Source organism: Amycolatopsis sp. NPDC003861 (assembly GCF_053605405.1).
In genome coordinates this window covers 15,775-29,038 of the sequence record NZ_JBSGJD010000037.1, presented here as the reverse complement: position 1 = coordinate 29,038, position 13,264 = coordinate 15,775, and the positions used below count along the sequence as shown (strand labels likewise).

Annotated in this window: 10 protein-coding genes; 3 read left to right on the top strand and 7 right to left on the bottom strand. The window is 71.8% G+C overall.

Annotated features, from left to right (window positions below):
- Nucleotides 1-22: 22 nt before the first annotated feature.
- Complete coding sequence (locus tag ACWEVN_RS12575) at nt 23-892, bottom strand: hypothetical protein (protein WP_452051297.1); 870 nt, start codon at nt 890-892, stop codon at nt 23-25.
- Nucleotides 889-1,890 carry an SPFH domain-containing protein gene (locus ACWEVN_RS12570; RefSeq protein ID WP_449682499.1) on the bottom strand — a complete coding sequence of 334 codons (1,002 nt, stop codon included), beginning with the start codon at nt 1,888-1,890 and terminating at the stop codon, nt 889-891. Before ACWEVN_RS12570 ends, ACWEVN_RS12575 begins: the two co-directional genes overlap by 4 nt.
- 78 nt (nt 1,891-1,968) lie before the next feature.
- On the opposite strand from ACWEVN_RS12570, the gene ACWEVN_RS12565 reads away from it, so the two are divergent.
- Nucleotides 1,969-2,646 (top strand): NUDIX hydrolase, encoded by a 678-nt coding sequence (locus ACWEVN_RS12565; protein ID WP_452051296.1) that lies wholly within the window; start codon nt 1,969-1,971, stop codon nt 2,644-2,646.
- A 3-nt stretch (nt 2,647-2,649) separates the two neighbouring features.
- Here ACWEVN_RS12565 and ACWEVN_RS12560 read toward each other — a convergent pair whose 3' ends face one another.
- Nucleotides 2,650-5,487 (bottom strand): glycoside hydrolase family 2 TIM barrel-domain containing protein, encoded by a 2,838-nt coding sequence (locus ACWEVN_RS12560; protein ID WP_452051295.1) that lies wholly within the window; start codon nt 5,485-5,487, stop codon nt 2,650-2,652.
- Nucleotides 5,488-5,586: 99 nt separating this feature from the next.
- Nucleotides 5,587-6,588: a LacI family DNA-binding transcriptional regulator gene (locus ACWEVN_RS12555; protein WP_452051294.1), complete on the bottom strand. Its 1,002-nt coding sequence runs from the start codon at nt 6,586-6,588 to the stop codon at nt 5,587-5,589.
- Between the two features lie 122 nt (nt 6,589-6,710).
- On the opposite strand from ACWEVN_RS12555, the gene ACWEVN_RS12550 reads away from it, so the two are divergent.
- Entirely contained in the window at nt 6,711-8,843 is a 2,133-nt protein-coding gene (locus ACWEVN_RS12550; protein ID WP_452051293.1) for a restriction endonuclease, read from the top strand.
- Nucleotides 8,844-8,927: 84 nt separating this feature from the next.
- Here the strand turns inward: ACWEVN_RS12550 and ACWEVN_RS12545 are convergent, their stop codons facing one another.
- Complete coding sequence (locus tag ACWEVN_RS12545; RefSeq protein WP_449682494.1) at nt 8,928-10,316, bottom strand: amino acid permease; 1,389 nt, start codon at nt 10,314-10,316, stop codon at nt 8,928-8,930.
- Nucleotides 10,317-10,476: 160 nt separating this feature from the next.
- Between ACWEVN_RS12545 and ACWEVN_RS12540 the strand changes: the two genes are divergently transcribed.
- Nucleotides 10,477-11,382 (top strand): glutaminase, encoded by a 906-nt coding sequence (locus ACWEVN_RS12540; RefSeq protein WP_452051292.1) that lies wholly within the window; start codon nt 10,477-10,479, stop codon nt 11,380-11,382.
- Between the two features lie 2 nt (nt 11,383-11,384).
- On the opposite strand, the gene ACWEVN_RS12535 is transcribed toward ACWEVN_RS12540, so the two are convergent.
- On the bottom strand, nt 11,385-12,002 hold the full coding sequence (locus tag ACWEVN_RS12535; protein WP_449682492.1) for a helix-turn-helix transcriptional regulator: 618 nt from the start codon (nt 12,000-12,002) through the stop codon (nt 11,385-11,387).
- Complete coding sequence (locus tag ACWEVN_RS12530) at nt 11,999-13,108, bottom strand: threonine synthase (RefSeq protein ID WP_452051291.1); 1,110 nt, start codon at nt 13,106-13,108, stop codon at nt 11,999-12,001. The genes ACWEVN_RS12535 and ACWEVN_RS12530 overlap by 4 nt, the downstream gene beginning before the upstream one ends.
- Nucleotides 13,109-13,264 lie beyond the last annotated feature (156 nt).

Here is a 13,264-nt window from a genome sequence, read left to right as displayed (position 1 = left end):
GGCACGCGTGTCGTCCGTTCCGTCACCGCACCAGGCGGACGGTCTTCGCTGCCGGGGCGAAGGTCGCCGTCTGGCCGCGGGTGAGGGCGACGGTGTCGGCTTCGAGGCCGTCGCCGAACGCGACCAGCCGGTCCGATTCGACCTCGACCGTCAGCGGCGCCCGGGTCAGTTCCCCTTCGGTGCGGGTGGTCCCGGTCGTCGGTGACGGCCACGCCTCCCGCACGAACCAGACCAGCCGGGCCTCGCCGGGCGCCGGCAGGGGCAGGCCGCTGCGGCGTTCCCGCCACACCGACCCGCACCAGCCGGTCGCCCCGGTGCCCGTCCCGACCAGAATCCCCGACGACGCCTGGCGTTCCGCCGGCCCGCCACCGACCCCCAGCCGGTAGCGGGCCGTCTGGTGCCCGGCGTGCCCGAGGTAGATCTCGTTGAGGGCGAGCAGCCGCTGGCCGTCGTCCGCGGTGAGCTCGGCCATCGTCCGGTGCTCGACGTCGGCCGTGGACCGCACCAGGTCCGCGACCGCCTCGACCGGGTGCTTGACCAGGACGCCGGGGGCACCGGGCGCGACGCCGATCACCGGCTGGCCGTCGAGGTACTTGGCCACGTTCGCGATCAGGCCGTCCTGCCCGACCACCACGACGACGTCCTCGGGTGTGAAGAGGAACCGGTCGAGATCCGCACGTTCGACCTCGCCGCGGCGCCAGTCCAGCGGGATGGCGGCACTGGCCGCGGCGAGCGCGGCACGCAGGGTCGTGTCGGCTTCGAGCACCTCGGCGAGGTCGCGGCCGCGGGTGCGCAGGAAGAACTCGGCCTGGCCGCGCGTGCCGTGCCGGGCGACGAGCTCGTCCAGTTCGGTGCGGCGGTGGACGAGCACGACCCGCGGGGCGAGGCTCACGAGCGGATGCCCAGCTTCGTCAGCAGCGGCGCGAGCAGGTCCGGCGTGAGCACCAGGCTTTCGATCTGCGGCAGGTTGCCGGCCAGCTCCTTCAGCGCCAGCCCGGTCAGCACGCCCTCGGGCAGGTCGCGGTACGCCGCCAGCCGCGCCGCCTCGCCCGCCGCTTCCGCTTCGCCGAGCGCTCGCTTGCCGTCGGCCTTCACCTGCGTCAGCCGTTCTTCACGCGACGCCTGCGCCTCCGTCTCGATCCGGTTCGCCGCCGCGGCTTCCTCGGCCTGCCGCCGGGCGTTCGCGCCGCGCTGGGCGAGCAGCTGCTCCTCGCGGCGGGCCAGCTCGATCTGGTTCTGCAGCTCGTTTTCGCTGATCGCGCGCTCACGTTCGACGGCGAGGGCGCGGCGTTCGAAGGTCGCGCGGTCGGCCTCCTGCTGCACCTTCTCCCGCGCGGTCGTCTGGAGCGCCTTCTCGACTTCCGGCTCGGCCCGGATCGCGACGACCCGGACGTCGATCACCGCCGAACCGGTCTGCGCGAGCCGCGTGTCCTCCTCGGCCAGGCCGGCGCGGATCCGGTCGCGGACCGCGCTGACGCCGTCGACCAGCGCGGTGGCCAGGTCGATGCGGGTCAGCACCTCGACGGCGTACTGCTGCACGTTCTCCGTGAGCAGCCCGCTGATCTGCGCCAGGGGATCGCTTCGCCAGCGGCCGGTGTCCGGGTCGATGGAGAAGTCGATGCGCTGGGCGGCCAGTGCCGGGTCCTGGATCCGGAAGGTGAGGGCGAGCTGGACGGTGACGTCCTGGAAGTCGGCCGTGCGGGCGTGGAACAGCAGCGGCAGCTCGCGGTCGTCGACCGGAACCTCCGAGACGACCGCGGTCAGCGGCCGGTACCAGAACGACAGCCCGACGCCGTCGTGCGCGAGCTTGCCGCGGCGGTAGTGGCGGATGTGCACGGTGGGGGCACCGCGCAGGTGCCGGAACCCGAACCGGCGGTCGATGTCGGCCATGAAGCCCTCCTCTTATCGTCGAGGTGACGATATGGGCTCGGGTGGCTAATCGTCAAGCTGACGATTAGGGTGGGTGGCATGGGTCACCCACCGTTCGCCGTCACCGTGGATCTGGTCGTGCTCACCCTGACCGGGGAGGAGCTGTGCGCCCTGCTGGTACGCCGGGGCGTCGAGCCGTATGTCGGCGAGTGGGCGCTGCCCGGCGGGTTCGTCCGGGAGGACGAGGACCTGGCGGACGCGGCGCTCCGCGAGCTCGCGGAGGAGACCGGGCTGGCGCCGGGGACCGTCCACATCGAACAGCTGGCGGGCTACGGCGCCCCGGACCGCGACCCGCGGATGCGGGTGGTGACGGTGGCGTACCTGGCGCTGGCGCCGGACCTGCCGGTGCCGCGCGCGGGCACGGACGCGGCGGAGGCCCGCTGGGCACCGGTGCGGGAGCTGCGGGCCGAGCGGCTGGCGTTCGACCACGACCGCATCCTGGCCGACGGCGTCGAACGGGCCCGGGCGAAACTGGAGTATTCCCCGCTGGGGACGGCGTTCTGCGCGCCGGAGTTCACGGTCGCGGAGCTGCGGAGGGTGTACGAACTGGTGTGGGACACGCGGCTGGACCCGCGCAACTTCCACCGGAAGGTGACCGGGGCGGAGGGGTTGCTGGAGCCGACGGGCCGGACGACCACGCGTGACGGTGGCCGCCCGGCTCGGCTGTACCGGCGGGGTGCGGCGGAGGTCCTGTACCCGCCGATGCTGCGGAGCTGAGCCCTACCGGCCCGGCACCGCCCGGAACCACAGCGTGAACTCCGTCTTCTGCGGCGACAGCCGGTACTGCGGCAGCACCCCCGGCCCGCACGACGCCGTCCCGAGGCCGTGCTGGGCGACGTCCAGCGTCAGGTGCACGACGTCGTCCGGCACCAGGTCGTCGGTGTGGCGCGCCTCCTCCAGCGCCGCCGCGGTCCAGCGGCGGGCCGTGAATTCGAAGAGCGGGTCGCCGTCCACGCGGAGCCCCGCGCCGTCCGGGGTGGTCAGCCGAGCCCAGCGGACCGCCGTGCGGTTGCCGTTCTCCTGCGGGTACACGTACGGCGTCTGCAAACCGTCGACGCTGCTGGAAAACCAGCCGATCCGCGCCGCCAGGCGGCTGTCCGGGTACGCCTCGCCCGGGCCGCCGCCGAACCACTCCGCCGTGCCCCACTCGCCCGGGATGGCCATCGCCAGGCCGAGCCGGGGGAGCGTGCCGGGGAACTCCCCGTCCGGGGTCACCTCGACCCGCAGCCGGAGGCGGTCGTCGAACGCCGTCCACGTGTAGTCGGCGAACAGCCCGAACGGCTGGGCCGGCGGCGCGACCCGGGTGCGTACCACCAGTTCCTCGCCGTCGGCGTCGACCGTGATCACGCGGTGCTGCATGCGGTGCAGCCCGGCCTCACGCCACTGGTCGGCAGCGGGCCGCCCGGCGAACGTGCCGCGGTCGTTGTCGGTCGTCGCGCGCCAGACGTCCAGGCGCGGGCCGGCCACCGCGTGCCCGCCGAGGGCCGACAGGATGCCCGTCGCCGGGTCGAACTCGCCGGCACCCAGCACCAGCCGCCCGCCGGTGCGGAACACCGGCCCGCGCGCGGGCAGCGGCGCCGCGACCGGGGCCGCCGACACCGGCAACTGCCCCCAGCCGACGACGTGCCCGGCCGGCGCCCACGCCGTCGCCGAGGCCAGCGACGCGGACACCGTCAACCACGCCTCACCGCCCGTCGCGGGCAGAGCGGGCAACGGGACCACTGTGCTCTGTCCTGATCGGACGGACGGAACGTCGAGAACACCTTCGGCGACCGCGGTTCCCTCGTCCTCCAGCACCCAGGTGAACGTGAGGTGCCCGGTGTCGGCGAAGTCGTAGTGGTTGCTCACCGCGATGCCGTCATCGCCGGCCGAGATCCGCACCGGTTCGATCACCTTCGCGAACTCGACCAGCCCGGGCGACGGCGTCCGGTCGGGGAAGAGCAGGCCGTCGATGACGAAGTTGCCGTCGTGGATCGGCTCGCCGAAGTCCCCGCCGTAGGCGAAGTGCCCGTCGGCGGCGAGCCCGTGGTCGATCCACTCCCAGAGGAACCCGCCCTGGCAGTTCGGGTACCGCTCGAACAGCTCGCGGTACTCCAGCAGGCCGCCCGGGCCGTTGCCCATCGCGTGCCCGTACTCGCACTGCAGGAACGGCAGGTCCCGCCGGCGCGCGTTGTCGTCGTCCCGGCGGCCGATCCGCTCGACTTCCTCGTGCGTGGCGTACATCCGGCTGTGCACGTCGACGTAGGCGCAGTCGTGGTCGCCTTCGTAGTGGATCGGCCGGCTCGGGTCGCGCCGGCGGACCCACTCGGCCATCCGCGCGAGGTTCTCGCCGGTGTGGCTTTCGTTGCCCAGCGACCAGAGGATCACGCTGGGCCGGTTCTTGTCCCGCTCGACCGTGCGCCGCATCCGGTCGAGGTACGCCTCGGCCCACCTCGGCTCGCCGCTGGGGTTGCCGGCCCAGCCGAGCAGCTCGAAGCCGTGGGTCTCCAGGTCGCACTCGTCGATCACCCAGAGGCCGAACGCGTCGCACAGCTCGAGGAACGCCGGGTCGGGCGGGTAGTGGCTGGTCCGGACCGCGTTGACGTTGTGCCGCTTCATCAGCAGCACGTCGGCCAGCGCCGTCTCCGGCGAGACCACGCGCCCGGTGCGCGGGTCGTGCTCGTGCCGGTTGACCCCGCGCAGCATCAGCGGCCGGCCGTTGACCTTGAGCTGCCCGCCCTCGACGGTGACGGTCCGGAACCCGATGCGCACCGGCACCCGCTCGGCCGCGGTGGTCAGCGTGCCTTCGTACAGCCGCGGGGTCTCGGCGCTCCACGGCTCGACCGGCAGCTCCAGCGCGTCCCCGGCCGGGTGCCCGGCGACGTCCAGCTCGGGCAGGTCCAGCAGGACGTCCGGGCCGGTCTCGACCCGGACCGTGCCCAGGCCGGTGGTGTGGTCGTAGTCCGCGCGGACCCAGTAGTCGCCGATGCCGCCGGCCGGGCGGGCGAGCAGGGTGACGGCGCGGAAGATGCCCGAGAGCCACCACATGTCCTGGTCTTCGAGGTAGCTGCCCGCCGACCACTGGTGCACGCGCACGACGAGGACGTTCCCGGACGGCCGCAGCAGCGACCCGACCTCGAACTCCGAGGGGAGCCTGCTGCCCTGCGTGACGCCGAGTTCGGTGCCGTTGAGCCAGATCCGGCCGCAGGAGTCGATGCCGTCGAAGCGCAGCACCGCGGACCCGGCCGGCCAGCCCGCGGGTAGGTCGAACCGCAGCCGGTGGTCGCCGGTCGGGTTGTCCGACGGCACGTGCGGCGGGTCGACCGGGAAGGGGTAGGGCACGTTCGTGTAGGCCGGGCGCCCGTGGCCGTGCAGCTGCCACAACGACGGGACCGGCAGCTCGTCCCACGCCGAGTCGTCGAAGTCCCCGCTTTCGACCCCCGCCGGCGCGGCCGCGAGGCTCGGCGACAGCCGGAACCGCCAGGTGCCGTTCAATGACAACGATGGCGCGTCGGAGGTGAAAGCCGCGCGCGGCGGAAGGGAACCGCGGCCCGGGCCGGGGTCTTCGAGGTACGACATGGGGTCCTTTCCGCACTCGGCAGGCGCCCGAGAACGTTCCCGTGAACGTTCACGGACCGCCCCGCAGTGTGCGGCGCGACGGCACCGGGTGTCAAGGGATCAGGCGGATTCGCGCAGGTGGAGGCCGGCGCGGACGATCAGTTCGGCGGGGTCGAGGGGAACCGCGCCGGTGACCAGGCGGGCCGCCTGCTCGACGGCCAGCGCGCCGACCGCGCGCGTGTCGATCGCGACGCTCGACAGCTCCGGCTCGACCAAGGTGCCGAGAGTGAGGCCGTCGAACCCGATCACGGCGAGGTCGGCGGGCACGCGCAGCCCGAACCGGCGGGCCTCGCGCAGGGCGCCGATGGCCATCACGTCGTTGAAGGCGAACAGGGCGGTGACGTCGGGGTGCGCGGCGAGCAGGGTGGCCAGCGCCGCGCCGCCGCCGTCGACGCTCTGGGCACCGGCGGCGATCCCGCCGGGCTGCACCGAGACCCCGCACCCGGCGGCGGCCCGCAGGAACCACCGGCGGCGGACGCTCGGGGCGGGGTGCCCGTCGAGCATGCCGATCCGCCGGTGCCCGCGCGAGACGAGGTGGGCAACGGCCTCCCGGACGCCGTCCTCGCCGTCGACCACGACCCCGCTGAACCGCGGCGTCCGCGGCTCGCGGTCGATGAGGACAACCGGGATCCCGGCGGTGAGCCGGTCGAGGTCCTCGTCGGCCCGGCCGAAGTAACCGGTGACGGCGTCGACCTGGGTGCCGATCACCCGCAGCGTGGCGAGTTCCTGGTCGGGGTCGTCGCCGGTGTCGTGCACGACGACGTGCCAGCCGCGCGCCCGCGCGGCCTCCAGGGCGCCCTTCGCCACCTCGGTGAAGAAGGGGTTGAGCAGATCCGGCACGACGAGGCCGATGGTGGTGGTGTCCGGCCGCACCAGCCCCCGCGCGAACCGGCTGGGCCGGTACCCGAGCTCCCGGGCGGCGTCGAGGACCCGCTGCTTGGTGCTGCCGTCGATCTCGGCCTTGTCGTTCAGCGCGCGCGAGACGGTCTGCCGGGAGACCCCGGCCGAGCGGGCGACGTCGTGGATCGTCACCCGCCGCGGTTCCGTGCTGCTCGAGGACACGGGGTCGAGTATGCCCGCTCCGACCCGGCGGTGAAGGACGGGCCGACCCCCGTGTTGGACGCCTTCGTCCCCGGCAAGTCCGTTGTCGTCCGGCAGAATCCGGTCACCTCTAAAGTACTTCCATGACGTCCGTCGATTCGCACACCGCGGTTCCGCAACTCGCGGCGCAGAGAGCCCTTTATCGTGGTCAGGCCAGCTCGATACCCACCCTTCCCGGTGGCAAGGCGGTTTGGCTTCCGCTTGCCCTCGAGCTCGTCAAACAAGTGGGCGACGGGCGCGTGGTGGAGCTCGACACGAACGCGGAGTTGTCGTTCGACATCGGTCGGATCGAGCCCCGTCAAGGTGGTGCCGCACCGAAACTGACGCCGGCCACCTGGCGCGAGTACTACTCCTTTTTGCGAGGCCTTCGGCTGGCGGAGAGCACGGCGGGCAAAATCCATCTCACCGCCACCGGATTGGAATTGCAGTCGAATCCGACGCCGGAACGTCTTTCGGTGATCCTGGCCGACCGCACGAGGTTCTTCGCCGAGGTGCTGGCCATCATCGCGGAGGGGGCGCTGACCGTGGACGAGGTCGATGACCTGCTCCAAGCGCGCTACGGGCAGTCCTGGCGCAGCAGGGGGAACACGCGCAGCCGGATGGACTGGCAAGAGGTTCTCGGCTTGATCGAAGCCGGCGGCAACCGGCGCTGGCAGCTGACTCCGGCCGGGCGCACTCTGCTCGAGGGACGGACGATCGTCACGCCGGAAGCCTTCGGCGACGAACCCGAACGCGTCGTGGAGGTCGCGGATCCTCCCGCGGAGGTTGCTGCCCTGCTCGCCGACCTCGCCGCATCGAACCGCCCGCACGAGTCCCGGAGCACCTACAACATCTGGGTGCCGAGTCCGCCGTCGAAGCCCAACAAGGTCGAGAACCTCAGGATCATCATCAACGCCGCGTTCGAAAGGATCGAGCGCGATGAGCTCTTCACGTTCATCTGCCAGACGTTCGAGCTGAAGCGCAGCAGTGTGGCATCGATGTTGCCGTTCATGCGCGCGTCGGGAATTCTCGTCGAGGTCGGTCGTGGGGTGTTCGAGGCCACGCCTGCGGCGAAGGCATGGGTCGATTCCGGCGACGACCTGAACTTCATCCGCATCCTCCACGCGAACATGCGGTTCGTCGGCGAGATGATCCGTGCGGTCGAAAACGACGCCACACGCAATGCGGTGTACGCCGAAGCCGCACTGTTCGGACTGAACGTCGACAAGAGCAGATGGATCGCCGGCTTTCTGCTCAATACCGGGCTCGTCGAAGAATCTCGGTACGGCAGTCTCCGGGCCACGCCGCGCGGGTCGGCCCTGGCTGCCGAGCTGCCTCTCGCGGAGGTACCGGCAACGCAGGGTGCACCCGGTGGGGAAGTCGCAGTCAGCCGGGTCGTCGAAGAGGGGACGTCGCCGAATCTGCGGGAAACCTTGGTCAGGTTGTCCCGCGAACCGCACGCCGGGGGTGAGGGTTCGGGCCGGGCCTTCGAGAAGGCGGTCCGGGACACCTTCCTCGCGCTGGGATTCGAGGCCCGCGCGGTGAGCGGCGCCGGCGACACCGACGTGCTCGTCCGATGGCGCGACGAGGACGGCGCGCCGTCCACGGCGATCATCGAGGCGAAATCCCGGGCGAGCGGCAGTGTCACGCACACCGATGTCAGCGACGTGGCGATCGAGACGCACAAGAACCGGCACCGTGCGAGCCTGGTCGCGATCGTCGGCCCGGGTTTCAACGGGGACACGATCAAGAACATGGCGGCGCAGAAGAGCTGGGCCCTGCTGGATGCCGAGCGGCTGGGGACCCTTGCCGAGGTGTCCGTCGAGCTGGGGCTTCGGCCGTGCGAGGTGGGCCGGATGTTCCAGGTTCCGAACGGGCTCTCGGACTTGGAGGACTTGATCGCCGATCGCCAGAGGGAGCTGGATGTGGCTTCGTTCCTGCTGGCCAAGCTGGCGGAAGAGGCGAGCGAATCCGGAGAAGCGATTTCGGCGCGCGACATTTCCCGGGATGGTCGTCGGACCGACCTGGCTCCCAGCGTCGACGAGGTGGTGGTGGCCATCGACGCACTGCTGCAGGCGCAGATCGGAGCGCTGCGGCTGGTGGATGTGGCCGACGACCCGAAATTCGCCACCTACGTCCTCGGCGACGCATCGGCCGGAGCGGGGCAGCTCCGTGCTCTCGCGGGAGCGATCGAGCGCGGGGTGGCCTCGGCCGGCAGGTCCGGATCGGTGGGCTGACCGCCCAGGTGCGGCCACCGCGTTCGCGTTCGGAAGGGCCGGCACGCGGGTCTGGGACGTCGACACGCGTGCCGGCCCCTTCCGTCACTCGGCCGGGGTCCGTTCGCGGCGCTTGACGAACCGCCAGCCCACCGCCAAGACCACCGCGAGCACCGGGATCGAGTAAAACGCGATCTTCTCGGCGCCGTCCGAGAAGCCCATCAAGGCCACCACCAGGGCCAGGAACCCCAGCGTCGCCCAGCCGCTGTACGGGGCCCACGGCATCCGGTACGCCGGGCGCTCCAGCTCGCCGCGCAGGGCGGCCTGGCGCAGGCGCAACTGGCAGAAGATCAACGTCGCCCAGGTGCTGATCACACCCAAGGACGCGATCGCGATGGCGATGTCGAACGCCTCCTTCGGGACCAGGTAGTTCAGCACCACGCCCAGCACGTACGCGACCGACGTGAACAGGATCCCGCCGTAGGGCACCTGGCGGCGGCTCATCCGGCTGACGAACGACGGCGCCTCGCCCTTCTCGGCCAGCGAGCGCAGGATCCGGCCCGTCGAATACAGGCCCGAGTTGACGCTGGACAGGGCCGCGGTCAGGACCACCGCGTTCATCACGTCGCCGATGCCCGGGATGCCGAGGCGGCTGAACACCGTCACGAACGGGCTCTCGTCGCCGCTGTAGAACGGCCACGGCAGCAGCATCGCCAGCAGCAGCACCGAGCCGACGTAGAACACGCCGATCCGCCAGACCACGCCGTTGATCGCCTTCGGCAGGACCTTGCGGGCGTCCTTCGTCTCGCCGGCCGCGATGCCGACGACCTCGATCGCCGAGTAGGCGAAGATGACCGCCTGCAGCGTCATCAGCGCGATGCCGATGCCGGCCGGGAAGAGTCCACTGTGGCCGGTCAGGTTGTGCGCGCCGGCCGGGGTGCCGCCGATGTCCGCGCTCGTCACCACCAGGCCCGCGCCGACGACCAGGAAGACGACGATGGCCAGCACCTTGACCACCGAGAACCAGAACTCCAGCTCGCCGAACACCTTGACCGACAGCAGGTTCACCATGAGCAGAACGCCCAGCGCGATCAGCGCGGTGATCCACTGCGGCACGCCCGGCAGCCACTTGTGCACGTAGATCGCGACCGCGGTGATCTCGGCGATCCCGGTCATCGCCCAGTTCACCCAGTACATCCAGCCGGAGGCGAAGCCGGCCCACGGCCCGATGAACTTGCGCGCGTAGGTGACGAAACTGCCGGAGCTGGGCTCATGCAGGACGAGTTCGCCGAGCGCGCGCATCACGAAGTACGCGGCGATCCCGCAGATCGCGTAGGAGAAGACCAGCGACGGGCCGACCTGGTGGAGCTTGCCACCGGCGCCGAGGAAGAGCCCGACGCCGATCGCGCCGCCGATGGCGATCATCTGCACTTGGCGGTTGCCCAGTGCTTTCGAGTAGCTTTCACCTTTTTCGGTGAGCAGCGAGGAATCCATGGTTACCGGACGCTAGAGCCGTGTGCGGCAGCTCACCAAGCAGGCTAAGGAAGACTTAAGGTGTGCCGGACATCACGCGAAGATCGGTCCGCGGATCGCGGACCCGGTTCCACCCGGGGTGCCCGCGGCCGGTTCCGGAGCGCCTTCTACGCTCGGGCCCGTGGATCTCGCGGCGCTGCTGGACCGGATAGCCGACGACGTCGCGACCGACGTCGGCCGCGGCGCCGTCGCGGCCTACATTCCCGCGCTGGCCAGGGTGGAGCCGGGGCGGTTCGGCATGGCGGTGGCCGAAGTGGACGGTGCGGTGCACGGCGTCGGCGACTGGGAGCACCCGTTCTCCGTGCAGAGCATGTCCAAAGTGTTCACCCTCGCGCTGACGCTTTCGCACGGCGACGGCGTGTGGGCGCGCGTCGGCCGGGAACCGTCCGGCGACCCGTTCAATTCGCTGGTGCAGCTGGAACACGAGGACGGCATTCCGCGCAATCCGTTCATCAACGCGGGCGCGCTGGTGGTGACCGACGAACTCGCCCGCCACGGCGACGCGGCGGACGCCTTGCTGGCCTTCCTCCGGCAGGAGAGCGGCCGTCCCGGGATCGCCGTGGACCCCGAAGTGGCGGCCTCGGAGGCGGGGCACGCCGACCGCAACCGTGCGCTCGCCTACTTCATGGCCTCCTACGGCAACATGCGCCACCCGGTGCCGTCGGTGCTGGACCAGTACGTCCGCCAGTGCTCGATCGCGATGAGCTGCGCGGACGTCGCCCGCTCGGCGTTGTTCCTGGCCCGCCACGGCCTCCGCAACGACGGCTCCCGCCTGCTCGGGCTCAGCGCGGCGAAGCGGATCAACGCGGTGATGCTGACCTGCGGCACGTACGACGCGGCGGGCGAATTCGCCTACCGCGTCGGCCTGCCGGGCAAGAGCGGCGTGGGCGGCGGCATCGTCGCGATCGTGCCGGGCCGCTGCGCGGTCTGCGTCTGGAGCCCGGGCCTGGACACGCGCGGCAACTCCGTCGCCGGCGTCGCCGCCCTCGACCGCTTCACGACGCTGACCGGCTGGTCGATTTTCTGACGTCAGCGCAAGTAGTTGTAGACGCTGGCGCGCGAGATCCCCAACAGGTCGGTCAGCGACGGCACCGCGTTCTTCAGCTCCAGGAACCCTCGCTCCTTCAGTGACCGCACCAGGTCCTTCTTGGCGGCCGCCGGGAGACTGCGCGGCGTGTGGCCGCGCTCGGTCGCGTAGTCCTCGACCAGGGCGCGCAGCTCCTCGCTCGTCCGGGCCCGCAGGGACTCGGTGACCGGGGCCGGTCCGTCGGTGGCGGCCAGCCGGGTCAGGGCGTGGGCCGCCGAGCCGAGCAGCGAGACGTCGAGGTTGAGGCACAGCGCCGCGACGTACTCGCCGTCCGAGTTGCGGAGGCCGATCGACGTGCTCTTCGCGGGCCGGCCGTCCGGGAAGCGGTTCGGGTAGTTCTGCAGCACGTCCGGGAACCCGGGGTCGGCGATCCGGGCCAGGCCCAGCTCGGTCGCCGGGTCGCCGGCCGCGCGGCCGGAGAGGCCGCCTTCGATCGCGCGCACCGCGTGAGCCGGGTCGCGCAGGTCGTGCAGCACCACCTCGCACAGGCCCGGGAACATCCGGCCGACGGCGTGGGCGATCTTCTCCGCCTCGCGCAGCAGCAGCTCGTCCTCGGTCATCCGATCAGCTCCCGCAGCTTGTCGGCCGCCTTGAGGCCGGAGCCGGTGAGCACGACGACCGTGGTTTCGCCGTCCCGGATGGCGCCCCGCGCGCGGAAGACGTCGATCGCCGCCGCGGCCGTGGCGCTGGTCGGTTCCGCGTACAGGCCGACGGCCGCCAGGCGCCGGGCGGCCGCCGCGATGGCGTCCTCGCCGATCGCCGCGGTGTCCCCGCCCGAGCGCCGGATCGCCGCGAGGACCTCCGGCAGCCGCACCGGACGGCGGATCGCCGTGCCTTCGGCGACGGTCGGGGCGAACTCCGGCGGCTGGCGGTCGTGGAAGGCCGCGTCGAGGGGGGAGCAATTGCGCGGCTGCGCGACCAGCAGCCGCGGGCGCCGCGTGATCGACCCGGCTTCGAGGAGCTCCCCGAACCCGAGGTCGCAGCCCAGCACGATGCTGCCCGCGCCGGCCACGGTGACGACGGCGTCCGGGGCGCGGAAGCCGAGGTCTTCCCACAGCTCGTAGGCCAGGGTCTTGGTGCCCTGCAGGAAGAACGGGTGCCAGTTGTGGCTCGCGTAGGTCGTGCGGCCCGACCGGCGGACGGCTTCGGCGGCGGTGTCGTCGCGGGTGCCCGGCACCAGCTCGACGGCCGCGCCGTACGCGCGAGCCTGGAGCACCTTCGCCGGTGACGTCCCCTCCGGGGCCAGCACGGTCGCCGCGATCCCGGCGGCGGCGCTGTAGGCCGCCACCGACGAGCCGCCGTTGCCGGAGCTGTCCTCCAGGAGCGCCCGGACCCCGGCGCCGGCCAGCGCGGAGACTATGACGCTGGAGCCGCGGTCCTTGAAGCTGCCGGTCGGGCTGAACCACTCGAGCTTGAACCGGACGTCGGCACCGGCCCAGTCCCGGGGGACGAGCGGGGTGCAGCCTTCCCCGAGCGACACCGGGCGCAGGTCGCCGGGCAGCGCGGCCCGGTAGCGCCAGAGCGAGCGCACGCCGGTGTCGACGTCCTCCGGGCGCAGGCCGGGCCGGGGTGCCACGGTCAGCGGGGCACCGTCGTCGCCGCGCCAGCGCAACGGGTCGCCGGGGTAGCGCGTCCCCGATCGCTCGTCGGTGTACCAGTACTCCACCGCCACCTCCAGGTCTGGACGAACAGTCCAAGCTTAGACGTACTGTCTAGTACTACTCCGGAGTACGCGAAATGTCTTCAGCTTCTTCTCAGGAAAAGCCTGTAACGCGGCGGCGGGAAATCTCGATCACGCGCGCCTGCCCGGCGCACCGCCGGT